Source organism: Spongiimicrobium sp. 3-5 (assembly GCF_046557915.1).
GTDB lineage: Bacteria > Bacteroidota > Bacteroidia > Flavobacteriales > Flavobacteriaceae > JBHEBG01.
The window spans coordinates 792,862-817,567 of sequence record NZ_JBHEBG010000001.1; the positions used below are offsets into that span (position 1 = coordinate 792,862).

Consider the following 24,706-nt stretch of genomic DNA (forward strand, 5'->3'; position numbering starts at 1 on the left):
TATGACAGCGGTCAAAAAGAAAAAGAGCAGCACTGGCTTCTTTAAATACATTAAATGGTTCTGGATATTATTTGCCTCGGGCATTTTTGCGGTATTTCTGATTTTTTTACTGGCCGCATGGGGCGCTTTTGGGGAAATGCCCACTTTTGAGCGGTTAGAAAATCCACAAACTAATCTGGCAACCGAAATAATTTCTTCCGATGGAGAAACCTTGGGGAAGTTTTACTTGGACGATAACCGTACCCCAGTGTCCTACGAAGACCTTCCACAAAATCTTGTAAACGCCTTAATAGCGACAGAAGATGCTAGGTATTACGAGCATTCGGGGATCGATGCAAGAGGCACCCTAAGGGCCGTAGCATTTTTGGGAACCAAGGGAGGTGCCAGTACCATATCGCAGCAACTTTCCAAATTACTCTTTACAAAAAGAAGATCGGGCGGAAGCATAGAGCGTGTTATCCAAAAGGTAAAAGAATGGGTAATCGCCATCCGTTTGGAAAGGCAGTATACCAAAGAAGAAATCATGGCCATGTACATGAACATTTATGATTTTAACTATAACGCGGATGGTATACGATCAGCTTCCAGAATTTATTTTGGGAAGGAACCCAAAGACCTAAAAACGGAAGAATCTGCCGTACTTGTAGGGATGCTCAAAAACTCATCGCTCTATAACCCTATCCGTAGGGAGGAGCTGGTTTTAAATAGGAGAAATACAGTACTTGGGCAAATGGCCAAGTACGATTATATTACAGAAAAGGAGAAAGACTCGTTGCAAGAGCTAAAAATGGACATTAATTTTAGTCCAGAATCACATCGCGAAGGATTGGCCACTTACTTTAGAATGTATTTACAACGTTTTTTAAACGGATGGATCAAGGACAATCCCAAACCCGATGGTGAAAAGTATAACATTTACTTAGATGGTTTAAAGGTATATACTACGGTAGATTCTAGAATGCAGGCCAATGCGGAAGAAGCGGTAAAGGAACATATGAAACGTTTACAGGCGGAATTTTTTCATCAGAATACACCAGACCGCAATCCAACAACACCCTTTTTGGATTTGGAAGATAGCGAGATAAATACCATCATGGAACGGGGAATGAGAACCTCCGAAAGATGGCGGACCATGAAAGCAAACGGAAAATCCGAAAAGGAAATTAGGGAATCCTTTAAGGTAAAAAGGGAAATGACGGTTTTTGATTGGAATAGCGACACCCAAGAAAAGGATACGATATTAACGCCATTGGATTCTATAAGATATTATAAATCTTTCCTTAGAACGGCAATGATGTCCATGGAACCGCAGACAGGCCATGTAAAAGCATGGGTAGGTGGTTTAAATTATAAACACTTTCAGTACGATAACGTAATCCAAGGGGCCAGACAGGCCGGGTCTACATTTAAACCCTTTGTCTATGCCGCTGCCATTGATCAACTAAGACTATCGCCATGCGATTCCCTTCCCGACAACCAATATTGTATTGAAGCAGAAAAACACGGAAACCCAGATCCCTGGTGCCCTAAAAATTCCGTAGGAAAGTATTCGGGTAAAATGCTGACCTTAAAAAATGCCCTGGCAAATTCGGTAAATACCGTAACAGCACAACTTATAGATAGGGTTGGTCCAAAAGCTGTGGTCGCAATCGTAAAAAACTTAGGGCTTACCAAAGAAATCCCGGAAGTCCCGTCCATAGCATTGGGGACCCCCGATTTTAATGTTTATGAAATGGTAGGGGCATATGGCACCTTCGCCAATCAAGGAGTATATGTAAAGCCCGTGATGGTAACCAGGATAGAGGATAAAAATGGCACCGTACTTTTTGAGTATGTTCCAAAGACCAAGGACGTGCTCAGCAAAGATGTTTCCTATGCCATGATTAATCTTATGGAGGGGGTTACCCAAGGAGGATCTGGTACTAGACTACGACATAGCTTCAATAAAGACCAAACGGTATATAAAGAGATCATCACAGGATATCCTTATGGATTAACCAATCCAATAGCCGGTAAAACAGGGACTACGCAGAATCAGAGCGACGGTTGGTTTATGGGAATGGTGCCCAATTTGGTGACCGGGGTTTGGGTAGGTGGCGAAGAGAGGGCCACACACTTTAAAACCATCACTTATGGCCAAGGCGCCTCAATGGCCCTGCCAATATGGGGATTGTACATGAAGAAGAACTATGCCAACGAGGAGTTGGGGGTTTCTACAGGCGCATTTCCCGAGCCTGAAGAAATGACTATTAATATAGATTGTACCAAGATCCGGGAAGATATAGAGAAGGACTCCGATTTGGAAGACGATCTAGATGATCTCGATTTCTAAAATGCCCAACAATGATTCGTAAAACTGTATCCAATGTAACCGAAGCGCTTCAAGGAGTGCAAGACGGTATGACTTTTATGCTCGGAGGTTTTGGCCTCTGTGGAATACCGGAGAACGCCATTTCCGAGCTGGTGCGTTTGGGAATAAAGGAAATCACCTGCATTTCCAACAATGCCGGAGTAGACGATTTTGGCCTTGGCCTATTGCTGCAAAAACATCAAATTAAAAAAATGATATCGTCCTATGTAGGAGAAAACGATGAATTTGAACGTCAAATGTTAAGTGGCGAACTAGATGTTGAACTTACCCCGCAAGGAACCTTGGCCGAAAAATGTAGAGCGGCACAAGGAGGGTTCCCCGCGTTCTATACTCCTGCAGGTTTCGGCACCGAAGTAGCGGAAGGTAAGGAAACAAGGGAATTTAATGGAAAGATGTATGTGTTGGAGGAAGCTTACAAAGCAGATTTTGCCTTTGTTAAAGCTTGGAAAGGAGATGAAGCTGGCAACCTAATATTTAAAGGAACTGCCCGCAATTTTAACCCTTGCATGTGTGGTGCTGCCAAGATTACCGTAGCCGAGGTGGAGGAATTACTGCCTGCCGGATACTTAGACCCTAATGAGATACATACGCCAGGCATATTCGTTCAGCGTATTTTTAAGGGCGACCAGTATGAAAAAAGAATAGAACAACGAACCGTTAGACAAAAATAATGCTAGATAAAAACGGAATAGCGAAGAGAATAGCGAGGGAGGTCAAAGACGGGTACTATGTAAATCTCGGAATTGGGATACCCACCTTGGTGGCCAATTTTGTTAGGGAAGATATCAGTGTAGAGTTTCAAAGTGAGAATGGGGTTTTGGGTATGGGCCCGTTTCCTTTTGAAGGCGAAGAAGATGCCGATATAATAAATGCAGGGAAGCAAACAATAACAACCCTGCCGGGAGCATCTTTTTTTGATTCTGCTACCAGCTTCTCCATGATCCGTGGACAACATGTAGACCTTACCATCCTTGGAGCCATGGAAGTAGCGGAAAACGGTGACATTGCCAACTGGAAAATACCCAACCGTATGGTTAAAGGCATGGGCGGTGCAATGGATTTGGTCGCTTCCGCAGAGAACATTATTGTGGCCATGATGCATACCAATAAGGCCGGGGAGTCCAAGCTACTTAAAAAGTGTGGTCTCCCACTCACGGGGGTAGGTTGCGTAAAGAAAATAGTCACCAATATGGCGGTGATAGAAGTTACTTCAAAAGGGTTTAGATTATTGGAGCGTGCACCAGGGGTAAGTGTTTCGGATATACAAAACGCCACAGAAGGCACCTTAATAGTGGAAGGGGACATTCCTGAAATGACAATTTAACTGGCGGCACCGTGCAGTTCATCGATAATAATATTCCATTTACATTTTTCACAACAGAAAACCACCACTTTACAACATTATTTTATCGATTTGCCTTTTTACCAATATCTTTACTTTGTAATTGAAAGTTAAGCCCCATAATTAACTTTGAACAAAACCTAAAAGCTATGGACGCCCAAATTAACCCCAGACCTGCAGAGGAAGAAATTCAGGTTTATCGAAATGACTTTTATAGTGGCATTTTGATGTTGACAAGAAAACTTTTTATGCTATAAAAATTTTCTTAAAAAAATTTCTTAAAAAAAGTCCCGACTAGTTCGGGACTTTTTTGTTTAAGAGACTTGGAATTATTTATTTTTGAAGTATGAAACTACAACTTCACAAATGTACTTCCGAGGACTTGGGACAGCTTATGGATATCTCTAGAAAAACCTTTATAGATGCTTTTGAAAAAGACAACGATCCCGAGGATTTTGAGTCCTACATGGATGAAGCTTTTGGGCATAATTCCCTGGTAGCGCAACTCTCAGATACAGAGTCTCATTTTTACTTTGTCCATAATTCAGATGATTTGGTAGGCTATTTTAAATTGAATGAAGGCAATGCCCAGACCGAAGTTAAGCAAGCCGAAAGTATAGAATTGGAGCGCATCTATGTTTGCCAAGAATTTCAGGGAAAACGCATAGGAGAATGGGCTTTGGAAGAAGTTAAGAAGTTGGCACGTGAAGCAGGAAAGACCTTTTTATGGCTTGGGGTGTGGGAGAAAAATCTAAAAGCGATCAAATTTTATGAAAGGCATGGGTTTTCTAAATTTGGAACCCACCCTTATTATATTGGAAAGGATAAGCAGACCGACTGGTTAATGCGATTTAATTTAGTTAATTTGGACAGATGAAAACTATAAAACCAATTTTCTTACTGTTGCTTTTTTTGGGTTACCCAACGATGAAAGTTTGCGCCCAGAATGACTATTACTTTCCGGAAAAAAACACATGGGTAGAGAAATCTCCGACCGACTATGATATTGATGCCTCCAAGTTGAACGAGGCCGTGACCTTCGCCAAGGAAAACGAATATTCGGGATCTAAAGACCTTCGGATTTCTATTTTAAAGGGTTTTGAACGCGAACCGTTTCATGAGATTTTAGGGCCTACCAAGAAAAGAGGTGGTCCGGCGGGGCTCATTCTAAAAAACGGTTATATCGTTGCAAAATGGGGAGACCCTAAACGCGTGGATATGACCTTCAGCGTAACCAAAAGCTTTTTGTCCTCGGTTGCCGGACTTGCAATGGACAAAGGATTAATCGCAGATGCCAACGATAAGGTAGGCACGTACATTTGGGATGGCACTTTTGACGGAGCGCACAACAGTAAAATTACCTGGGCGCATTTGTTACAACAAAATTCGGATTGGTCCGGAGAGCTTTGGGGAGGTAAAGATTGGGCAGACAGACCGCCAAAAGAGGGTAGCCTAGATGATTGGAAATATCGCAAGCTTAATGAACCCGGAACCGTTATGGAATACAATGACGTTAGGGTAAACGTACTTGCCTATGCGCTTACCCATATATGGCGCAAACCATTACCCATGGTACTTAAAGAACACATGATGGACAAGATCAATGCTTCTGTGACCTGGCGCTGGCACGGGTATAAAGATGCTTGGACAGAGATAGATGGCCTGCAGATGAAATCTGTTACCGGTGGGGGGCATTCCGGGGCAGGGATCTTTATAAACGCTGAAGATATGGCCCGTTTTGGATTGCTTTTCCTTAACGATGGTAAATGGAATTCCGAGCGGATAATTAGTGAAGCATGGATTAAAAAAGCCGTAGAACCCTCCGTGCCCAACGTTAACTATGGCTATATGTGGTGGCTTAACAAAAAAGGGCCAAGGCATTGGCAAGGACTGTCAGAAGACATTTATTATGCTGCTGGTTTTGGGGGCAATTTTATCGTCATAGACAAGGCCAACGATTTGGTTGTGGTAACCCGTTGGTTAGAGCCCAATAAAATTGGGGAATTTATGACCAAAATAACTGCGGCATTGCCTTAAATGTTCCTTAAGATTGCAGCTGCTTTTTCTAGAGTCTCGGTAGTTTTTGCAAAGCAAAAACGTAAGAGTTTGTCATCTTTTTGATCAACAGTAAATACCGATATGGGTATGCTTGCCAACCCATGGTTCATAACAAGCCTTTTCGCAAAATCCACATCGTGTTCATCAGTAATTTCCGAATAGTCCAATAGTTGAAAATAGGTGCCCTGACAAGGTATTATTTTAAAACGTGATTCTTGTAGCTGGGAAAGGAACAAATCCCGTTTTTCTTGATAGAAACCATTTAATGAAAGATAATGCTGTGGTACGCTAAGATAATGTGCCAATGCTCGCTGCATGGGGTGATTGGCACAAAATACATTAAACTCATGTGTTTTTTGAAATTCCTTCATCAGTACTTTGGGTGCGATGCAATAGCCCATTTTCCATCCTGTAGTGTGGAAAGTCTTTCCGAAGGAGGCGCAAATAAAACTTCGGGCCGCCAAATCGGGGTAACGAGCAACACTCTCGTGCTGCTGCCCATCAAAAATAATGTGTTCATATACCTCATCGCTAATTACAATGACGTCAGTGTTTCGGAGACTTTCCTGAAGCTGTAAAAGGTCGTCCTGGGAAAGTATCGTTCCACTAGGATTGTGTGGGGTATTTATAATGACCATTTTGGTCTTGTCTGTAATTTTGGAACGAAAATGGTCCCAATCCACTTTAAATCCCTGGCCCTTTAACGACACATAAACGGGTACGCCACCATTTATTTCTATGGCCGGTTCATAACAATCATATGCCGGTTTAAATACAATGACCTCGTCTCCTGCTCCAATGAAAGTGGTAATTATGGTAAAAATGGCCTGCGTAGCCCCTACGGTTACCGTTATTTCGGTTTCGGGGTGATAGTTAACCCCATAGAGGGCTTCGTTTTTTCTTGAAATGGCTTCCCGCAAGGAGAAAATTCCGGCCATGGGCGCATATTGGTTATAGCCATCCTGCATTGCATCGGTCACCAATTTCAACAATAAGGGGTCTGGTTCAAAATTGGGAAAACCCTGAGACAGATTTATAGCGTTCTGTTCAGCCGCCAGTTTGCTCATAGTTGTGAAAATGGAGGTCTTTACATTGGGAAGCTTAGGTGCAACTTGATTATTAAAAATGGGCATGTATCTGGTATTTGAATCGTAAAAGTAATGAAATACCTCAGCTTGGCACCTTACCCATAATTAATTAGCGGGCAAACCGGTCATTCGCATAATTTTCGATCTAGAAAAAGTTTGTCGTTTTCGGCCTGTAATTGCTTGGCGAGCGAATTTTCAAAAGCCGCTTTTATCATTCTATTGATGGCCTTGGCATTGGATTTTGTTAAGCTATTGGTGCGGTATACAACATCTCGAATGGTGGAAAAGCTGATGTTGGTCTGTGCCGCAATATTTGCAAAATCGTCTTTGGTGGTGTTTCTCCTAATTATCATGGATAATTTTTCGCTTATCGGTTTTCCATAGTCGTCGTCTTCAAACATAGTGCTGTAGGTTTTAACAAGATTTAAGTAGTTGTTGTAGCATTATCATTTTATGCAATAGCATAGCGCATTTTGCTATATTTGCCTGTAATTCGATTACAAATATGTGTATCTAATCAACATATTCAACTAAATATGTAGGATTATTACGCTAAAATACAATTTTATGTTTGTTTTAAAGCAATTAAGACGTAAAAAAAACACGAACCAAACAGAATTGGCCAAAGCCATTGGTGTTAGCTTACGTACAATTCAGCTTTACGAGAAGAAAGATGCCAATATACCGATTAAAAACCTTACCAAAATTGCAAATTTCTTCGACCTTACCATAGCCGAACTTTATTCCTATGAAGTAAACGAAGTGGCCGGGGTCTACGACCACGTAAAGACCGAAACCAAACATGGCAATAAGATAAGTTTTCTTCGCAATGGCAAATTTTTAGTTTCCGCCCCCTTAATTACGGAGGCAAACAGGGCGGCCTATATGGTTAGCTCGAAGGATGATATTTTTCTGGCGCAGACGGTGAAGGTAAGTTTTGTGCTCGAAGCTTTGGAAGATTGCCCTTATATGGCTTTTGAGATTACCAACAACTCCATGTATAGTAAAGGAATAGAAGGCATTCCCAATCGTTCCATTGTGTTGGGAAGGGCTGTGCTTAAAGAAGAGCTTGGCCAAGCACTTGCGAATGACAGACGGTCTTATTGGATATTGGTGTTAAAGAACAGTATTATGTGCAAGGAGATAGCGTCCTTTAACGTGGAAACCGGCAACATAGGGTGCAAGAACCTGAATAGTTCTCCCGAGTTTTCAGATTTTGAGGTTAATCTTAATGACCTTGTGCATCTTTTTGTAATTGAGAAAAAACAAATAGATCAGTAATTAAACCTCCTGGTTCTGCAGGTGGCTTACTACTTTGTTGAGGCAGTCCGCAAGATCTTTCTTGATTTCGGTCTCCCAAAATCGAAATATTTTGTAGCCCAATTGAATTAACGCTTCGTTTACTTCTTCGTCCCGTTGCATGTTACGTTCTATCTTGGCGATCCAGAATTCCCTATTGGTCTTTATTTTTTCCTTTCTTTCTTTCCAATTATACCCGTGCCAGTATTCACCGTCAATAAATATTACCGTTTTATATTTTTTCAGGGCGATATCGGGTTTACCGATCAGTTTTTTATAATCTATGCGGTAGCGATATCCGGCTTTCCATAGCGCCTTTCTAAATGCCAGCTCGGGTTTGGTGTTCTTGCCACGAATCTTACCCATAATCTTAGACCTTTCCGGAGTTGTATAAAAACCCGATTCCTCGTTAAACCGAGGAACAACTATTCTTTTTTTGGAATATGGCTTGGGCATAAGATAAAGATAAGAAGATGGCAAAACTTTTTAGAAGACCTTTAAAACAAAAAAACCCAAGCTTTAAAGCTTGGGTCCCTTTTTTATACTATAAAATCTTGTCTTTACCCTTTAAGGGTGGCGCTTAAATACTCACTGTTCATACGGGCAATATTCTCTAGCGAAATGCCCTTGGGACATTCTACCTCACAAGCACCGGTATTGGTACAATTGCCAAAACCTTCCAGATCCATCTGGCGAACCATGTTTCGAACACGGTCGGCGGCTTCTACCTGTCCTTGTGGTAAAAGGGCAAATTGTGATACTTTGGCAGAGGTAAACAACATGGCACTGGCATTTTTACAGGCTGCAACACATGCGCCACATCCAATACAAGTAGCTGCATTAAATGCTTCGTCGGCTACCGCTTTTTGTATGGGAATTGCGTTGGCATCTACAGTATTACCAGAGGTATTAACAGAAATAAAACCACCAGCCTGCTGTATACGATCAAAGGAGCTTCTGTCCACGATCAAATCCTTTATTACGGGAAACGCTTTGGCGCGGAAAGGCTCTATCACTATGGTGTCGCCATCCTTAAAACTACGCATATGTAACTGACAAACAGTAATGCTTCGATCTGGCCCGTGGGGCTCTCCGTTGATCTGTAGGGAACAGGTGCCGCAGATTCCTTCCCTACAATCGTGGTCAAATTCTATAGGTTCCTCTCCTTTGTTGTTAAGTTCCTCGTTCAGTACATCAAGCATTTCAAGAAAAGACATATCCTCCTCAACCCCGTTAAGCGGATAATCAACCATTTGTCCTTTTGAACCGGCGTCTTTTTGCCGCCATATTTTTAGATTTACTTTCATAGTTTTTCTATTTGTAAGAACGGGTCTTTAATTCTATATTTTCGTACGTTAAGTCTTCTTTGTGCAATACGGAATCCTTGGGTTCGCCTTTGTATTCCCATGCGGAAACAAACTTAAAGTTTTTGTCATCGCGTAGGGCCTCGCCCTCCGGGGTTTGGTACTCTTCACGGAAATGCCCGCCACAAGATTCATTTCTGGTAAGGGCATCTTTAGCAAAAAGCTCGCCCAATTCTAGAAAATCGGCTACTCTACCCGCTTTTTCCAGCTCTTGGTTTTTAGAATCCACCGTTCCCGGAACGCGCACGTTTTCCCAGAAATCTGCCCGTAATTCCGAAATTTCGTCGATTGCCTCTTGCAGTTCTTTTGCATTACGAGACATACCACATTTGTTCCACATTATTTTACCCAATTTTTTGTGGTAATAGTCTACTGAATGTTGGCCGTTACCGCTCATAAGTTTTTCCAATCTGCCCCTTACATCATTTTCGGCAGCTTCAAACTCGGGAGAATCCGTAGGAATGGCCCCTGTTCTGATATCATCGGAAAGATAGTCCCCAATGGTATATGGCAATACAAAATAACCATCTGCCAATCCTTGCATAAGAGCGGATGCCCCAAGGCGATTGGCCCCATGATCGCTAAAGTTGGCTTCACCAGCCGAATAACATCCAGGAATGGTAGTCTGTAGATTGTAGTCTACCCAAAGGCCACCCATAGTATAATGTACCGCAGGGTAAATCATCATTGGTGTTTTATAAGGGTTCTGGTCCACAATTTTTTCATACATCTGGAAGAGGTTGCCATACTTGGCTTCAATCACTTCTTCACCCAATTGTTTAATTGTATTTTTGTCGGCATCCTTAATTCCTGAAGTCAAGGCCTTTTCCGAACCATAACGCATAATGGCCGAAGCAAAATCCAAGAACACCGCCTCTCCGGTCTTATTTACACCAAAACCAGCATCGCAACGTTCTTTGGCAGCGCGCGAAGCAACATCCCTAGGTACCAAGTTTCCGAAAGCGGGATACCTTCTTTCCAGATAATAATCGCGATCCTCTTCTTTTAATTGTATCGGTTTTAGTTTGCCTTCACGAATTGCCTGGGCATCTTCTAAACGTTTAGGAACCCAAATACGACCGTCGTTTCGCAAGGATTCTGACATCAATGTTAATTTGGATTGATGATCTCCCGAAACAGGGATACAAGTGGGATGAATTTGGGTAAAGCACGGATTGGCGAAGAAAGCGCCCCTACGATGTGCTCGCCAAGCGGCCATAACATTGCACCCCATGGCATACGTGGAAAGGAAGAAAAGGTTTCCATAACCCCCACTTGCCAAAACTACGGCATGCGCACTATGTCTTTCAATTTCGCCGGTTACCAAATTCCGGGCAATAATGCCTCGGGCCTTGCCATCTACCAAGACCAAATCCAACATTTCATGTCGGGTATGCGATTTTATCTTACCTCTATGGATCTGTCTGTTCATTGCAGCGTAAGCGCCCAACAACAGCTGCTGACCTGTTTGCCCTTTGGCATAAAAAGTTCTGGACACCAATACCCCACCAAAGGAACGGTTATCCAAGAGGCCACCATACTCACGTGCAAATGGCACACCTTGCGCCACACATTGATCTATGATATTGGTAGAAACTTCTGCCAATCTATAAACGTTGGCTTCCCTAGAACGGTAGTCCCCACCTTTTACGGTATCATAAAAAAGTCTATAGACACTATCGCCATCTCCCTGATAATTTTTTGCGGCATTTACGCCCCCTTGCGCAGCAATGGAGTGTGCCCTTCTTGGCGAATCTTGGTAGCAGAAGGTTTTTACATTATAGCCCAATTCTGCCAAAGTAGCGGCGGCCGAACCTCCTGCAAGACCAGTGCCCACAACGATAATATCTATATTTCGCTTATTGGCCGGGTTAACAAGATCAATGTCGTTCTTATGTTTTGTCCATTTATCGGCCAGAGGACCGGTAGGAGCTTTAGAATCCAAGATACCCATAGTTAATGTGTTATAGGATTAAGATGATGGTATATAGCGATGAAGGCAAACCCTAACGGAATGGCTATCGCAAATAATTTTGTAAATTTTTTGATTGCCGGCGTATACTTGTTGTTAAGCCCCATGGATTGAAAAGAAGATGCAAACCCATGCCAAAGGTGTAATGCCAATAAGATAAAAGAAACAACATAAATTATAGTACGCCAAAAAGGAGCAAACTTCTCTACTGTTTCCGCATAGTACCTTGTTGGATCTTCCGGATTGCTCTCTATGTACTTGAACGCCATTTCCGGAATCCAAAAATCGTAGAAGTGCAACCCAAGGAACGCTAAGACCACGGCACCGGAAAGAATCATGTTCCTAGATACCCACGGTGCGTTGGCACTGCCCTTGTACTTCACATATTTCACTTGCCTTGCCCTATTGTTCTGAATCTCTAGAACAAACCCCATAACAAAATGTATAACTACTCCGGCAATTAAGATAGGTTGCAACAGGTATTGCACCAAAGGATTATATCCCATGAAGTGCGACCAGGAATTAAAGGTATCCGGATCTATTACGGAGGCGATGTTTATGGTGAAATGTTGTCCAAGGAAGAATACGAGAAAAAGGCCAGAAAGTGCCATGACAATCTTTCTGGCAATAGATGATTTTATCAATCCGCTCATTGGTAGTTATTTTATAACAAAGTTACTATACAGCCTAGTGATTCACAAACTTTGAAGCCGTTAGTCTTTTATTTAGAATCAATTTAGGAAATCTTTTAAAGCGGTCGGCATACAATGGTCAGAAAGCAACAATTTATTGGCAAAAAAGTTCCTTTTGAAGACATTTATGCAAAATCTAAAGACCTAATTAGCCCGATTGTATTTTTTGACCGATATTACATAGGAATTCTTAAAATCAGCATACTTTAAAATGGACATTGGTTTGTTATCGGTGAGTATGAATGTCTATTCTACCAAAAGATTGGCAGAAGAGGCCGAAAAATTGGGGCATTATATAGAACTTATAGACCACACCAAATGTTCGGTAAAGTTGGGCTCGGGAAACCCACAGGTTTATCTTCACGAAGAAAATGTAACGGATGAGTTTGATGCAATTATCCCAAGAATAGGGGCCAAGGTCACCCGCCATGGCGCAGCTATTGTAAAGCAGTTTGAAATGAACGGTATTTTCAGTACGGCTCGGTCTTTAGGGATTACACGTGCCAGGAACAAGGTACGTACTTTACAGATTATGGCGCGCAAGGGCATACCCATACCAGAAACCGTATTTTCCATTAATCCAGATAATATTGAGGAACAAATAAATCTGCTAGGAGGGCCACCGGTAATAATTAAACTGCAAGAGGGCACCCAAGGCCTTGGGGTGATCTTGGCGGAGAGCAAAAAATCGGCAAAATCTATCATAGATACCTTCTATAAAATGGATACCAGTATTCTCATCCAAAGATATGTTGAAGAATCGAACGGTGAGGATATCCGCATTTTTGTGGTGGGTCAGCGTATTGTGGCCAGTATGAAAAGATCCAGTGCCGTGGGCGAGTTCCGATCCAACGTGCATAGGGGTGGAAATACCGAAAGCGTAAAACCTACAGCAAAGGAGATGTATATTGCCCTTAATGCAGTAAAATATCTTGGTCTTGGGGTTGCCGGGGTAGATCTTATCCGTTCCAAAAAGGGACCTTTACTCATAGAGGTAAATGCATCTCCCGGACTTAAAGGTATAGAAGCGGCAACGGGCGTAAACGTCGCAAAGGAAATTATACTATTTGTAGAAAAGAATGGGCGAAGAAGAAGAAAATAAAGATATCGTAATCGGAGGGGAGACCGTAAACCCGGGGCAGAACAAATTACTGACCATTAGTATAGACCGCCTACCAACCGGTACCCTCATAGATATTCCCATTTATGTGTTCAACGCCAAGAAACCAGGCCCTACCATTTTGATACAGGCAGGCCTACATGGCGATGAGATCAATGGGATAGAAATTGTACGGCGCATGCTTTATGAAAAACGTTTCAAAATAACCAAAGGAGCGGTAATAGCTGTGCCTATCCTCAATATTTTTGGGTTTATACATTTTTCTAGGGACGTACCCGATGGTAAAGATGTAAACCGCAGTTTTCCGGGAAACAGAACGGGTTCCATGGCCAGCAGAATAGCCTATCATTATGTGTCCGAAATAATGCATCAGATGGATTTTGGTATCGACCTGCATACCGGGGCCAATCAACGGAACAACTTTCCACAGATCCGTTATACCGAGGAGGATCCCAATAGTATAAAATTGGCCAAAGTGTTTAATGCACCCTTCTCGTTCTCTTCCCGTTTAATCCGTGGTTCCTTCCGTAATGCTGCATTTAAAATGCAAAAACCCACGGTAGTATTTGAAGCAGGTGAAAGTATGCGTTTCGATGATTTTGCCATTCGGGAAGGCATGCAAGGAATATTGAATGTGTTAAAACATTTCAAAATGATTTCCAAGATAGAACCGGTATATGCAGAACGTTCCAAAACAATACATCTACAAGACCACAAATGGCTTAGAGCACCAACCGCAGGTATGTTTATTCCTAAGATTATCAATGGCAGCGAAATTAAAAAAGGACAGCAAATGGGCATGGTAACGGACACCTACGCCAAGAATACCAAAAAAATAAAGGCGCCTTATGACGGTTACCTCTTTTGTGTTAACCACCAAGCTGTGGTAAACCAAGGCGATGCCTTATTCCATGTTGGTAGATAATGCTAAATATAGCTTAACCACCATTTGTCCCTATTACTGGTCTTATAAGCATCGTACCAACTACATATAGGATATAGTGCTATGGTAAGCACTATCCAGATAAGGTATACGATTCCCAATCCAAATCCATAGCCTTGTAGTTGAGGTTGTAGGGTTATCCATAAATCTATGACCATGTCGGAGAAACTAAATCCGGTAGCCAAAGCAGCAAAAACCGCGAACAGGTGAATAACGTAAATATGAACAATATAGAAGAACATGGGTACCCTACCTATGGTGACAAACTTTTGGGTGAATGCACCTTGCCATTTTTCCGCCACGGCCAGGAATAGTATAGATGGGCCAATGGTAATAAGCAAGTACATCAGTGATGGCGGATACTTGGTAATGTTAAAGAACGAGGCTATGGTTAACCCAAGGGTTTCCTGAGGAGCCCAAAAATAGGGGTCTCCATAAACATTTATAAATCGAAGTACAAAAAACAACAAAGTAAGGCCCAGTCCCAACTGCCAAAGTTTTTTTAAGCGATATTCTTGTGACACGGAAGATTTATATAATTCTCCAAAATAGTACCCCAAAGGCATTACAAAAATCCATGGAATCATAGGATAGCCTACAAAAATCTGAAAGTCCCCAAAAGACACAATATTGAAAACATGAAGGAAGGTCCACACTCCAGAGGCAACAGCTCCTGTTGGGGCATACGAGTCCAATAGGTTGTGGCCCAAGATCACCAAGACCGAGACAACAATGGTCAATTTTTTTGGAAGGTAGATAAAGCCGGCCAAGAAGATCATACTGATACCCAAAACCCAAATTACCTGCAGTAAAGTTGTGGTATAATCCAGTTTAAACATCCATGCCAATTTTATGATGGTGAGCTCGGCAACAACGAGCCATACCCCTCTTTTCAAAAGCCAAGAAGCCAAGGATTTCTTATCCCTTCGCTGCCCAACAAAAAAGGCGGAAGTCCCTGCCAAAAATACAAATACCGGGGCGCAAAAATGCGTAACAAATCGTGTCCAAAAAAGCGCCACATTGGTCTTGGTAATGTCAGAAGGATCAAAGAAAAAGGCATCGTAGTGAAAATAGTCGCGCACATGGTCCAAAGCCATGATCACCATAACCAAGCCACGTAGCATGTCTATGGATTTTATTCTCTTTTTTCTTTCGTTACTCATAATTAGTTGATGTTTGTTGTTAAAGATACTACTGTTTTAAGCGTATGATTGTTTTAAGAATTAAGGGCCCTGCTCATCCATATGAATTCAAAATTTTCCTTTCCAATCTGAAAATCGTGTTCACCTATCTTTGAAAAATCGTTGTTATTGTAAAAATTGATGGCTCTATCGTTACTGGCAAGTACGGACAAGTAAATTTCATTAAAACCCCTGTTTGTAGCATCGCTCAGTACCTCTTCTTGTAATTTAAAACCAATTTTATGGCCTAAAAAATCGCGCAGCACATAAATCTTCTGAAGCTGGCAAACCAAATCGGTTTTAATAAGTGGCGTGTCTGCGTTTAATTTCAATTTGGCATAACCCACGGGTAGCTCTTCCTTAAGTGCAATCCAAAAGATATTATTGGCTTTCTGTATACCATTTCTAATTTTTTCAACACTGAAGGTCCTGTTGTAATAACTGAGAAGGTCTTGCTTGTCCCTAAACAGATCACCAAAAGTTTCGGTAAAGGTTATACGGCCCAAAAGCGCAATGGCCCCTGCGTCATTAAAAGTTGCCTTTCGTATCAACAAGTTATCTTGAGATGACATTTTTTACACTTTTAATTTGAAGACTTCTATACAACAAAACTAGCGAAGACAGTACCCTTCTGCAATCTGAAACTTGCTCGCTTCGGCTATTGCTCGTATCGTTTTCTATAAATTATTCAATTTCAAACGTCTGGCTGGCCTGTGTTCCGTTGCCACTGACTTCAATTTTATATTTTCCTTTGGGGAGGTAGGTTTTTCCATCTTTGGCCTCGGCCAATATTTTTTTATTTTTCTTTAGGTAATCTGTTTTACCCTTTTTGGAAAAGGCCACGTCATAAGACAACAGATTAAAACCTTTATTAGCCATAATTTCTGTGCTACTTACCTCAATGTTATCGGTTGTCAATATTTTTGCTGTGCAGAGATCTTCGTCCGAGGTGTAGAACATAAGATCTATTCCCGGAGTTTGGGGTTTGTTCCAAGTATATTGGGCATTGCCCCAAGCTTTGGAATGCTTTATATTGGGTATGGCAAATACCGTTAAGGGTCTGGAAAGACTTTCCTTTGTGGTCTTCTGCAGATAGGAGATATCGGCTTTGTAAATACTCCTCCCATGTGTGCCTACCAGCAGATGTTTGGCCCGGTGCTGAATTACAAGGTCGTGCACCGCAACATTGGGAATGCCGTTCTGAAACAGCTCCCAAGAAGCGCCTTTATCAAAAGAAACATAGAGACCATTATCGGTTCCAACAAACAAAAGGTTTTCATTTTCCGGATCCTCTAGAATTACGTTTACTGGGGAAGTTGGTAGGTTGCCTGCTATGCTTGTCCATGTTTTCCCATAATCATCACTCTTAAAGACGTAGGGTTTAAAATCGTCCCAACGGTAGCCGTTTAAACTAACATATACCCGTTCCTTTTTATGTTTGGAAGCGGCGACCCTGCTTACCCAAAGATCCTTGGAAATTGGGGGAGAAACATTTTCCCAACTGCCACCACCATTTTTGGTTAGCTGCACAAGACCATCATCGCTACCCGTATATATTAAACCAAATTTAAAGGGCGATTCGGAAATAGTTGCCAAGGTGCCATAAGCCACATTACCTTTTTTTCCGCCTTGGGTAAGGTCGCCAGAAATGGCTTCCCAATCATCTCCCTTGTTTAAAGAGCGATGTAATTTATTACCGCCCAAGTATAGTATATCCTGATTGTGGGGCGACAATAGAATGGGAGCCTGCCAATTAAAACGGTAGGCGGGTTCGCCCAGCTCGTGCTTTGGTTGAATATATTTTTGTTTGTTGTTGGCCAGGTCCAACCTGAAGTAATTTCCAAATTGATACCCGGTATAAACGGTATTGGGATCTCTGTTATCTATTTGCACCTGCATACCATCGCCTCCCAGAATAGCTTTCCAAGGGTAATGTCCGGTTTGGTGCCAACCACTGTCCTCTTTGGCATTATGAGGGCCTTTCCAAACCCCATTGTCTTGCAACCCTCCATATACATTATACGGTTTTTCATCATCTACGTTTATGGCATAAAACTGCCCTACGGATGGGGAGTTGTTTTTAATCCAGTGTGCGCCATCGTCATACGATATGTTTACCCCTCCATCATTGCCGTTTATAAGATGTCCGGTTTTTTTTGGGTTGATCCATAGGGCATGATGATCGGCATGTACGTTATCGCCGTTAATGGATGTCCACGCATTGCCACCATCGGTAGATTTTAATATGGGAACCCCGGCAATATAGACTTTATCCTTGTTGTTGGGATCCACTCCGATCTGCGCAAAATAATAACCATAGCTATAGTAGAGGTCATCAATGTAGTTTTCGTTCATTTTTTTCCAGCTGATGCCGGCATCATCGCTGCGGTATACCTCTGCGCCAATAACTGGGGTGCTAAATAACAAGGAGTTTGCATTTTCCAGATATTTGGCTAGGTCGGCGGGTTTAACCGCTTCGCTTCGCACCATCTGTTTTATATTATCTGCCTTATATTTCTCATGAAAACCGTTGGTTTTCAAAAAGGTATTCAATTTTTTGTCATCCAATTTTAGGAAAGCGGTCACGGACATGGTCTTAAAATCGTCTTTTAACAAATCATCGGAGGTTCTTACAGGTATTGCTGGTTTGCTTCTCCTAAATTGATTGTCGTGCACCGCATAAACTGTATTTTCATCAAAAACTGCCAATCCAATCCTACCAACGCCTTCTCCCGTAGGAAAGCCACTTTTTTCCGTGGAAACTTTGGCCCAGGTATTGCCACCATCGGTACTTTTATAGATGCCAGAACCGTTTCCGCTTCCGCTAAAGTTCCAAGCCTTTCTATCCTTTTGCCATGAAGCCGCATACATAACCGCAAAATTGCCGGGAGCATGGGCCACATCTATAATCCCTGTATTATTGGCCACAAAAAGAGTCTTATTCCAAGTAGTGCCTCCGTCCAGGGTTTTATAAATACCACGCTCTTCGTTGTTGGAATATAAATGTCCGGTTACCCCGATCACCACTTCTTGTGGATTGTTGGGGTTGATAACGATACGACCTATATGATGCGAATCTGTTAAACCCATATTTTTCCAGGTTTTGCCCTTGTCCGAAGATTTTAAAATACCGATACCTGCATAAGAAGAACGCGAAGCATTGTTTTCGCCTGTGCCTACCCATATGGTGCCAGACTCCCAATGCACGGCTATGTCGCCCACATTTTGGGTGGGGGTGGCGTCCAATACCGGAATAAATGATGTACCATTATTGTTGGTATACCACAATCCTCCAGACGCATAGCCCACATAAAATTCCGCTGGGTCGTTGGGGTTAACGGCCAGGTCTACCACCCTGCCGCTCATAACCGTTGGGCCTATATTTTTAAAAGGAATATGTTTTACCAAAGAACCCTGGGCCATTTCTTTTTTTTGTAACAAGGCCTCTTGTACTTTAGTAGCGGTAGTTGCGGTATGTTGTGCAGAACAAATTGTGGAAAAGACTATTAAAAAAAGGAAGGAAATATTTTTCATTAAAATGAGTTTTCATTTGTTTCCGTGAAGTTATGAATTTGTATAAGCGATGCCAAGACTTTTATTTAAGATGCCAGCACAAAGAACTCAATTCCTATATCCGTAGTTTTATCATTTAATAATTGTTTATTATGCTAAATTGTTGTTAATTTATTATCATATATTCATATAAACAGTCATAATGGGAGTGTATTTGCCCCTGATTATTCAGCTGCTGACTGGCGCCTTAGGAGGCAATGTAGCTGGGAAATTGTTAAAAAAACAGTCGTTGGGCACCTTGGGGAATTCCATTTCAGGAATTGTGGGAGGTGGTCTTGGAGGAGCAATTTTAGGAATGTTGGGCATGGCCGGAGAACCAGGAGTTTTAGATATGGCCAATGTTCTGGGAAGTATTGCAAGTGGTGGTGTTGGCGGTGGCTTGCTTATGATTGTCATAGGATTTATTAAAAACGCTATTTCAAGATAATTAACCGTGACCAAATTTTATTTTGTTAGGAGGGCTTGTCCAAAGCCCTCTTTTTATTTGCTGTAAATACCTATTTTTGGAAAAAGTAGTTTCCGACATGAAATATGAACAAATAGCCAGTGAATTATTTGTAAAGAATCGTAAAAAATTCGCTGAACAAATGCAGCCCAAGAGTATTGCCGTTTTTAATTCCAATGATATTTATCCAATTAGCGCGGACAGCACCATGCCTTTTGAGCAACATCGAGATATATTTTATCTATCCGGGGTAGACCAAGAGGAAACTATTTTGGTTTTGTTTCCAGAAGCGCTGAACCCTAAACATAGGGAAGTACTTTTTGTACGGGAAACCAATGAGCATATAGCCGTTTGGGAAGGAGCGAAACTTACCAAGGAACGTGCCACCCAAGTTTCCGGAATAGAAACCGTTTGTTGGCTGCCCGACTTTGACAAGATATTCTTTGATTTAATGACCGAAGCCAATACCGTTTATTTTAATACCAATGAACATTATCGGCAAGCCGTAGAAACCCAAACACGGGAAGACCGGTTCATAATTAAATGCAAGCAAAATTTTCCGGCGCACGGTTGGGCCAAAAGCAACCCTATCTTACAGCAGATAAGAGGTGTTAAGGAGCAAGAAGAAATAGCGCTGATGCAGCGCGCCTGCGATATTACGGAAAAGGGTTTCCGAAGAATTTTAGAGTTTGTACGGCCCGGTGTTTGGGAGTACGAAATAGAAGCCGAGTACCTGCACCAGTTTGTGCGCAACCGCTCCAAAGGCTTTGCCTATACCCCTATTATTGCCTCGGGGAACAATGCCAATGTGCTACATTATGTGGAGAACAACCAACAATGCCAGTCCGGTGATCTGCTTTTAATGGACGTGGCCGCGGAATATGCCAACTATTCTAGCGATATGACCCGCACTATTCCGGTAAGCGGAAAATTTACTCCGCGCCAAAAAGAGGTCTATGAGGCTGTGCTGCACGTTAAGGACGAGGCCACCAAACTATTGGTACCCGGCACCCTTTGGGCCGAATACCATAAGGAAGTAGGGAAAATAATGACCTCGGAACTAATAAAATTGGGCTTGCTGGACAAGGCAGATGTACAAAACGAAAACAAAGAATACCCTGCTTATAAAAAGTATTTTATGCACGGCACCAGCCACCATATTGGGTTGGACACCCACGATTATGGTGCGTTAAAAACACCCATGAAAGCGGGCATGGTCTTTACCGTAGAACCGGGCATCTATATCCCAAATGAAAAAATGGGGATACGTTTAGAGGATGATGTGGTTATTCAGCAGCAAGGAGCTCCGCTAAATCTTATGCAAAATATTCCGATTCTAGTGGAGGAAATAGAGGACTTAATGGCAAGATAGGATTACTTGGTTTTTCCCGCTACTTTCTCAATGGCATCTAAGATATCCGCTTTGTCCTTTTCCAAATCGTGGGCCACGGTTCTAAAAAAAGGTTGTCGATCCTCAGGATAATTCAGTTCATAGTCTACAGGAATCCCATTGTTTTCATAGCAAGTGCCTTGGTTATCCAAATACACCTCGTTAGAAACAGAAAAATACCAACCATTGGGGAGTTTTTTTTCAAGTGCATCGGATAGTGCTCCGTTGGTGTGCGACCCTATTCTTTTTATGTTGGGAAGTTCTAGGGAGGCCAAAGCCATAAAATCGGTAGCACTGGCAGATTGCTGCGATGTAAGCAAATAAACAGGCTTTGTGTACGGGTTGGCAGAAGCCTCTAAAAATATGGGGATGCTTTGGGTAAAACCGGCGGCCATTACGGCACGTTTGGTAGCTACCTGTTTCCTTTGGTCGTTGAATCTCCGTAAGATTTCCAAGCTTACTGCATCTTGTCCGCCACCGTTAAACCTAACATCAACAATGATATGGCTACAAGTACGGAGGTCTTTCATTACCTTATCCATTATTTGTTGCGCTCCAACGGCTTCTCTTGCAATATAATCGGTCTCATTAAGCGCAGTATACGCCTTTACGTAAGTATCCACAAAACCATGTTTTTGTATAGAGGAATCGGACAAATTTAAATCCGCATATAGCCACATGGCCTTTACTTGCAGATAGCCTACATTGTTTTTCATTTTGCCCCAGTGCATTAACCAGGTATCTCTGGTGAGATCTTCATCCAGAAAGGTTTTGGCAACCATTTTGGCTAGGGGAAAATCCCCATACTCCTCCAATTCTTCGGTAGTTTCATCGGCTACAGGTGCAGGCCGTAAAGCTTCGGCTTGTTCATAGACTTTGTCTGTGGGTTCTATATAACCGTGATTGTCCTTTAGGGTGTTGCCTATTTCTTCCAATACCAAATACAGTTCGGCTTCTGTAGTTGTTGAGGTAATTTTCGCTTTGGAAACGGTATACAGGCTGTCCCAGTTGATGTTGTTTCGTTTAAAGTAGGCAAAATGGGCCGTAATGGTCTGGGCCATAACCTCAAAATTATAAATAGGGTCTTTTCTTTTTTCTTCGGAAAGAGGTTGGGAACATAACGGTGGAAGAGCTGGTATTCTTTTATAATGGTATAACCCTGTGCCCTTTGCCAGTATAAGGGTATCGCCCAACAGTGTAAGACCATCACCAAATGTGGCGATTTTTCCTTGCTGTACGGGTAGGCACGAAATTTTGGTGCGGTCATAAAAAGCATAAGAATCTTCTTCTATCGTTAGAATTTTCCCATAGCCCAACGATTGCCAAATACCGGCTATAGTAGGTTCGTTTTTTGGTTCCGATTTACAAGCGGTAAGCAAAACGGTTACCGTTATCAACAAGAAATAGGTCCTTTTTGTACGCATGGCGTTTGGGATTGGTTTCTTTCTGATAGATTTGTTTTTTTGGGAAATGTTACAGTTGGGTAAACCGGAGTAGCTTTAAAGAGAGGGTCGTTGCTTCTCTAACTGGGTTAAGTTATCGCATTTGTTGTACGCAGGCTTTCAATCTATCAGAAATTCGGGCAAGGTATTTTTCTCCTAACCTACTGCTAGTTGTTGACCTAAGTGTTTTTTATTTGTCTGATAAATCTATCTTTGCCACTTCCGCGCAAATGTTGGTTGCTACTTCCTCCAATAGTTCCCCGGTTTCATCAAAGCTACAATTGGTAAAAATGCTTATTCCCATATTCTGTTTGGGATAAATCATTAACCAATTTTGCATTCCAAATATTCCGCCATGATGCCTATAGACAACCTCGTCCTTGGTCTTTATTATATTCCAATAATAACCAATATTGAAGTCGTATGGCGTTTCTAGAAAATCTTTATGCGACTCTTTAATAATCTCATTGGCATCCTCTAAATGATACGCTATATATTTTAGCATATCTGCCATGGTAGAATGCAACCCAACGGTACCGCCCCAAAGATTACGCTCAAAATTGGGCATTAATTCGTTTTCCCCATTATATCCTTGTACCAGACTTTTTTTTTCAAACTCGCTTAAATCAAACTTGGTCCGCTTCATCTCATTAGGCGCTACAATATATTCCTTAACCAGCATCTCGTATGGTTTTCCATAAACTTTTTCCAGTATAAACGCCATCACTTCAGGTGCTGTGTTTGAATACGCATAGACAGTGCCTATTTCATCCTCAATCTTAATTTCCTTTAGGCCTTCAAAGAAATTTTGCTTGGTATCTCCCTTAATGGGAAAATTTGGAAATCCGCTTGTATGGGTCAACACATCTTGTATGGTAATGGCCTTGCCATTAAATTCTAGATTGGGATAGGGTTGTTCCAAATAACTCCGTATATCATCGTTTAAGTTAATCTTTTGTTCCAATACCGCCTTTGCGGTCAATGTCCCTAAAAATGTTTTGGTTACCGATGCAATTTCATAAATGGTAGTGTCATTGGGTAGATTGCCTTTACCTATTTCCAATTCTCCAAAATGTTTGGTAATGGTCTTTCCATCTTTGTAGATGCCTACGGATAACGAATGAAATCTTTTGTCTTTAAGCAAAGCGGATGCATTTTCTTCGAGTATTGATTCCACTGTTGAAACATTGTTCGCATATTGCTTTTTGTTTTTTGCCTCGCATCCAAAAAATAATGATGCTACTAATAAGATTAAAAGGGAGGTTTTATTCATGTAATTATTTCTTTTCAAGGATTAGTATAGGATTGGTGCGGAGAATTTTTAACCGAAATAGTCTCAGGTAACCAGATATGTATATTTCATTCACTTTGATTTAAAGAGCCCAATACCAGAAAATACAAAGCCGATTATTAAGATTGCGGCCGATATAATATTTACTTCTGGAAAAGCATAACCAACGGCATAGTCGGCCGCAACTCCAGCCAAAATGGCCAGAGTAGACGATGCCAGCAACGCCCAATAGACCCATATGATTCTTTTGTTCAATCCTTTCCAGATTGCAACCAGCATCAATAGGTTAAAAGCCGCTACGGATAAATTTGCAAACAGACCAATAGAATCTACCGTAGCTAGCATTGGCGCACTCATTGCGTTTATATTTTCTTCCTTTAATACCGCATATAACCCCGGCGGGTGTTTGTCCAAAAAGAGAATACTTAGCGCAACATATAGTGAAGGAAAGAAGTTTAGACTACTCCAAACACTTAAAATGATGGAACCTATTTTTAATGTGTTCATTTTAATTAGGAAGTTATTTTTTAAATGTAAACAACAATTTCATAACCATTGATCATCTGCCGAAGATAACAAATCCCTATGGGCTATCCTTTTAACTCTAGGGAGATGATCATAGGCTAGTTGTTACAAGGTTACTTTTATGGGAAGATTAATCCAAATGCAACATTGAAGCTTCTTTTTCCAATAGGGGTCCTATTACTTCAAGTTTTCTACCTCCCTTTTCCAACAACTCCCTGGTCGGCATTTCAAATACCCAATTAGGGTTTTCCCTACCAACAATTTTGTAATACTCGGTTTTGCTTAACCCGTAAACAAGCCTTCCTATGCCGCTCCAATAAATGGCAGAAGTACACATAGGGCATGGCTCGTCGCTAGTATAGATCGAGCAATTATTCAAATACGAATAATCGTATAATTTGCTGGCTTCCCGTATTAAATTAATTTCGGCATGGGCAAGACAATCCTTATCAGTGTTAATGGTATTTTCTCCTTTTAAAATTACCTTACCCTGTTCATTTACAAGAATACAGCCAAATGGCAAATTACCTTTTTGTTTAGATTCTTTTGCCATCTCGATTGCCATTCTTACCAATTCTTTATCATTTTTCATGTTTACGGATTCTTTATA

23 protein-coding genes are annotated in these 24,706 nt (G+C 41.6%); 10 read left to right on the forward strand and 13 right to left on the reverse strand.

Annotated elements, in window-relative coordinates; genetic code table 11:
• Window position 1: 1 nt before the first annotated feature.
• The 5 genes from ACEQ81_RS03505 (at window position 2) to ACEQ81_RS03525 (ending at window position 5,750) form a co-directional block, all read left to right on the forward strand.
• Window positions 2-2,332, forward strand: coding sequence for a penicillin-binding protein 1A (locus ACEQ81_RS03505; RefSeq protein ID WP_411029461.1), 2,331 nt, complete (start codon window positions 2-4; stop codon window positions 2,330-2,332).
• Between the two features lie 11 nt (window positions 2,333-2,343).
• Window positions 2,344-3,042, forward strand: coding sequence for a CoA transferase subunit A (locus ACEQ81_RS03510; protein WP_411029462.1), 699 nt, complete (start codon window positions 2,344-2,346; stop codon window positions 3,040-3,042).
• Complete coding sequence (locus ACEQ81_RS03515; RefSeq protein ID WP_411029463.1) at window positions 3,042-3,695, forward strand: 3-oxoacid CoA-transferase subunit B; 654 nt, start codon at window positions 3,042-3,044, stop codon at window positions 3,693-3,695. Before ACEQ81_RS03510 ends, ACEQ81_RS03515 begins: the two co-directional genes overlap by 1 nt.
• A 364-nt stretch (window positions 3,696-4,059) precedes the next feature.
• Entirely contained in the window at window positions 4,060-4,590 is a 531-nt protein-coding gene (locus ACEQ81_RS03520; RefSeq protein WP_411029464.1) for a GNAT family N-acetyltransferase, read from the forward strand.
• The gene (locus tag ACEQ81_RS03525; protein ID WP_411029465.1) at window positions 4,587-5,750 is read left to right on the forward strand and encodes a serine hydrolase domain-containing protein; all 1,164 of its coding nucleotides are present in this window, start codon (window positions 4,587-4,589) and stop codon (window positions 5,748-5,750) included. Before ACEQ81_RS03520 ends, ACEQ81_RS03525 begins: the two co-directional genes overlap by 4 nt.
• Here the strand turns inward: ACEQ81_RS03525 and ACEQ81_RS03530 are convergent.
• Together ACEQ81_RS03530 and ACEQ81_RS03535 are read right to left on the reverse strand one after the other, a co-directional pair.
• Window positions 5,747-6,904, reverse strand: coding sequence for a methionine aminotransferase (locus ACEQ81_RS03530; protein ID WP_411029466.1), 1,158 nt, complete (start codon window positions 6,902-6,904; stop codon window positions 5,747-5,749). The two genes, ACEQ81_RS03525 and ACEQ81_RS03530, sit on opposite strands and share 4 nt — an antisense overlap.
• 80 nt (window positions 6,905-6,984) lie before the next feature.
• The gene (locus tag ACEQ81_RS03535) at window positions 6,985-7,260 is read right to left on the reverse strand and encodes a hypothetical protein (RefSeq protein WP_411029467.1); all 276 of its coding nucleotides are present in this window, start codon (window positions 7,258-7,260) and stop codon (window positions 6,985-6,987) included.
• Window positions 7,261-7,426: 166 nt separating this feature from the next.
• Between ACEQ81_RS03535 and ACEQ81_RS03540 the strand changes: the two genes are divergently transcribed.
• Complete coding sequence (locus tag ACEQ81_RS03540) at window positions 7,427-8,140, forward strand: helix-turn-helix domain-containing protein (protein WP_411029468.1); 714 nt, start codon at window positions 7,427-7,429, stop codon at window positions 8,138-8,140.
• Here ACEQ81_RS03540 and ACEQ81_RS03545 read toward each other — a convergent pair whose 3' ends face one another.
• From ACEQ81_RS03545 to ACEQ81_RS03560, 4 genes are all read right to left on the reverse strand, one after another.
• Window positions 8,141-8,614, reverse strand: a complete 474-nt coding sequence (locus ACEQ81_RS03545; protein ID WP_411029469.1) for a very short patch repair endonuclease — start codon at window positions 8,612-8,614, stop codon at window positions 8,141-8,143.
• 104 nt (window positions 8,615-8,718) lie between these two features.
• A complete protein-coding gene (locus tag ACEQ81_RS03550) occupies window positions 8,719-9,465 on the reverse strand; it encodes a succinate dehydrogenase/fumarate reductase iron-sulfur subunit (protein WP_411029470.1) in 747 nt (248 codons plus the stop codon).
• Between the two features lie 7 nt (window positions 9,466-9,472).
• Entirely contained in the window at window positions 9,473-11,476 is a 2,004-nt protein-coding gene (locus ACEQ81_RS03555; protein ID WP_411029471.1) for a fumarate reductase/succinate dehydrogenase flavoprotein subunit, read from the reverse strand.
• Window positions 11,477-11,478: 2 nt separating this feature from the next.
• Window positions 11,479-12,147 carry a succinate dehydrogenase cytochrome b subunit gene (locus ACEQ81_RS03560; protein WP_411029472.1) on the reverse strand — a complete coding sequence of 223 codons (669 nt, stop codon included), beginning with the start codon at window positions 12,145-12,147 and terminating at the stop codon, window positions 11,479-11,481.
• Between the two features lie 250 nt (window positions 12,148-12,397).
• Here ACEQ81_RS03560 and ACEQ81_RS03565 point away from each other — a divergent pair, with 250 nt between their 5' ends.
• On the forward strand, window positions 12,398-13,288 hold the full coding sequence (locus tag ACEQ81_RS03565) for a RimK family alpha-L-glutamate ligase (protein WP_411029473.1): 891 nt from the start codon (window positions 12,398-12,400) through the stop codon (window positions 13,286-13,288).
• Window positions 13,266-14,231 carry a succinylglutamate desuccinylase/aspartoacylase family protein gene (locus ACEQ81_RS03570; protein WP_411029474.1) on the forward strand — a complete coding sequence of 322 codons (966 nt, stop codon included), beginning with the start codon at window positions 13,266-13,268 and terminating at the stop codon, window positions 14,229-14,231. The genes ACEQ81_RS03565 and ACEQ81_RS03570 overlap by 23 nt, the downstream gene beginning before the upstream one ends.
• A 2-nt stretch (window positions 14,232-14,233) precedes the next feature.
• Here ACEQ81_RS03570 and ACEQ81_RS03575 read toward each other — a convergent pair whose 3' ends face one another.
• The 3 genes from ACEQ81_RS03575 to ACEQ81_RS03585 form a co-directional block, all read right to left on the reverse strand.
• A complete protein-coding gene (locus ACEQ81_RS03575; RefSeq protein ID WP_411029475.1) occupies window positions 14,234-15,412 on the reverse strand; it encodes a DUF1624 domain-containing protein in 1,179 nt (392 codons plus the stop codon).
• Between the two features lie 53 nt (window positions 15,413-15,465).
• Window positions 15,466-16,002 (reverse strand): GNAT family N-acetyltransferase, encoded by a 537-nt coding sequence (locus ACEQ81_RS03580; protein ID WP_411029476.1) that lies wholly within the window; start codon window positions 16,000-16,002, stop codon window positions 15,466-15,468.
• Between the two features lie 112 nt (window positions 16,003-16,114).
• Window positions 16,115-18,964, reverse strand: coding sequence for a VPS10 domain-containing protein (locus ACEQ81_RS03585; RefSeq protein WP_411029477.1), 2,850 nt, complete (start codon window positions 18,962-18,964; stop codon window positions 16,115-16,117).
• Between the two features lie 181 nt (window positions 18,965-19,145).
• On the opposite strand from ACEQ81_RS03585, the gene ACEQ81_RS03590 reads away from it, so the two are divergent.
• Together ACEQ81_RS03590 and ACEQ81_RS03595 are read left to right on the forward strand one after the other, a co-directional pair.
• Window positions 19,146-19,430, forward strand: coding sequence for a hypothetical protein (locus ACEQ81_RS03590; RefSeq protein WP_411029478.1), 285 nt, complete (start codon window positions 19,146-19,148; stop codon window positions 19,428-19,430).
• A gap of 97 nt (window positions 19,431-19,527) precedes the next feature.
• Window positions 19,528-20,820, forward strand: a complete 1,293-nt coding sequence (locus tag ACEQ81_RS03595) for an aminopeptidase P family protein (RefSeq protein WP_411030366.1) — start codon at window positions 19,528-19,530, stop codon at window positions 20,818-20,820.
• Between the two features lie 2 nt (window positions 20,821-20,822).
• Here ACEQ81_RS03595 and ACEQ81_RS03600 read toward each other — a convergent pair whose 3' ends face one another.
• The 4 genes from ACEQ81_RS03600 to ACEQ81_RS03615 form a co-directional block, all read right to left on the reverse strand.
• Window positions 20,823-22,262, reverse strand: a complete 1,440-nt coding sequence (locus tag ACEQ81_RS03600; protein ID WP_411029479.1) for a S41 family peptidase — start codon at window positions 22,260-22,262, stop codon at window positions 20,823-20,825.
• 208 nt (window positions 22,263-22,470) lie between these two features.
• Window positions 22,471-23,553, reverse strand: coding sequence for a serine hydrolase domain-containing protein (locus ACEQ81_RS03605; protein ID WP_411029480.1), 1,083 nt, complete (start codon window positions 23,551-23,553; stop codon window positions 22,471-22,473).
• 90 nt (window positions 23,554-23,643) lie between these two features.
• The gene (locus ACEQ81_RS03610) at window positions 23,644-24,078 is read right to left on the reverse strand and encodes a hypothetical protein (protein WP_411029481.1); all 435 of its coding nucleotides are present in this window, start codon (window positions 24,076-24,078) and stop codon (window positions 23,644-23,646) included.
• A 148-nt stretch (window positions 24,079-24,226) separates the two neighbouring features.
• Window positions 24,227-24,688: a nucleoside deaminase gene (locus tag ACEQ81_RS03615; protein WP_411029482.1), complete on the reverse strand. Its 462-nt coding sequence runs from the start codon at window positions 24,686-24,688 to the stop codon at window positions 24,227-24,229.
• Window positions 24,689-24,706 lie beyond the last annotated feature (18 nt).

Coding starts and splice junctions, on each gene's coding strand:
- ACEQ81_RS03505 (WP_411029461.1), top strand. CDS start 2: ATGACAGCGGTCAAAAAGAAAAAGAGCAGCACTGGCTTCTTTAAATAC.
- ACEQ81_RS03510 (WP_411029462.1), top strand. CDS start 2,344: ATGATTCGTAAAACTGTATCCAATGTAACCGAAGCGCTTCAAGGAGTG.
- ACEQ81_RS03515 (WP_411029463.1), top strand. CDS start 3,042: ATGCTAGATAAAAACGGAATAGCGAAGAGAATAGCGAGGGAGGTCAAA.
- ACEQ81_RS03520 (WP_411029464.1), top strand. CDS start 4,060: ATGAAACTACAACTTCACAAATGTACTTCCGAGGACTTGGGACAGCTT.
- ACEQ81_RS03525 (WP_411029465.1), top strand. CDS start 4,587: ATGAAAACTATAAAACCAATTTTCTTACTGTTGCTTTTTTTGGGTTAC.
- ACEQ81_RS03530 (WP_411029466.1), bottom strand. CDS start 6,904: ATGCCCATTTTTAATAATCAAGTTGCACCTAAGCTTCCCAATGTAAAG.
- ACEQ81_RS03535 (WP_411029467.1), bottom strand. CDS start 7,260: ATGTTTGAAGACGACGACTATGGAAAACCGATAAGCGAAAAATTATCC.
- ACEQ81_RS03540 (WP_411029468.1), top strand. CDS start 7,427: ATGTTTGTTTTAAAGCAATTAAGACGTAAAAAAAACACGAACCAAACA.
- ACEQ81_RS03545 (WP_411029469.1), bottom strand. CDS start 8,614: ATGCCCAAGCCATATTCCAAAAAAAGAATAGTTGTTCCTCGGTTTAAC.
- ACEQ81_RS03550 (WP_411029470.1), bottom strand. CDS start 9,465: ATGAAAGTAAATCTAAAAATATGGCGGCAAAAAGACGCCGGTTCAAAA.
- ACEQ81_RS03555 (WP_411029471.1), bottom strand. CDS start 11,476: ATGGGTATCTTGGATTCTAAAGCTCCTACCGGTCCTCTGGCCGATAAA.
- ACEQ81_RS03560 (WP_411029472.1), bottom strand. CDS start 12,147: ATGAGCGGATTGATAAAATCATCTATTGCCAGAAAGATTGTCATGGCA.
- ACEQ81_RS03565 (WP_411029473.1), top strand. CDS start 12,398: ATGGACATTGGTTTGTTATCGGTGAGTATGAATGTCTATTCTACCAAA.
- ACEQ81_RS03570 (WP_411029474.1), top strand. CDS start 13,266: ATGGGCGAAGAAGAAGAAAATAAAGATATCGTAATCGGAGGGGAGACC.
- ACEQ81_RS03575 (WP_411029475.1), bottom strand. CDS start 15,412: ATGAGTAACGAAAGAAAAAAGAGAATAAAATCCATAGACATGCTACGT.
- ACEQ81_RS03580 (WP_411029476.1), bottom strand. CDS start 16,002: ATGTCATCTCAAGATAACTTGTTGATACGAAAGGCAACTTTTAATGAC.
- ACEQ81_RS03585 (WP_411029477.1), bottom strand. CDS start 18,964: ATGAAAAATATTTCCTTCCTTTTTTTAATAGTCTTTTCCACAATTTGT.
- ACEQ81_RS03590 (WP_411029478.1), top strand. CDS start 19,146: ATGGGAGTGTATTTGCCCCTGATTATTCAGCTGCTGACTGGCGCCTTA.
- ACEQ81_RS03595 (WP_411030366.1), top strand. CDS start 19,528: ATGAAATATGAACAAATAGCCAGTGAATTATTTGTAAAGAATCGTAAA.
- ACEQ81_RS03600 (WP_411029479.1), bottom strand. CDS start 22,262: ATGCGTACAAAAAGGACCTATTTCTTGTTGATAACGGTAACCGTTTTG.
- ACEQ81_RS03605 (WP_411029480.1), bottom strand. CDS start 23,553: ATGAATAAAACCTCCCTTTTAATCTTATTAGTAGCATCATTATTTTTT.
- ACEQ81_RS03610 (WP_411029481.1), bottom strand. CDS start 24,078: ATGAACACATTAAAAATAGGTTCCATCATTTTAAGTGTTTGGAGTAGT.
- ACEQ81_RS03615 (WP_411029482.1), bottom strand. CDS start 24,688: ATGAAAAATGATAAAGAATTGGTAAGAATGGCAATCGAGATGGCAAAA.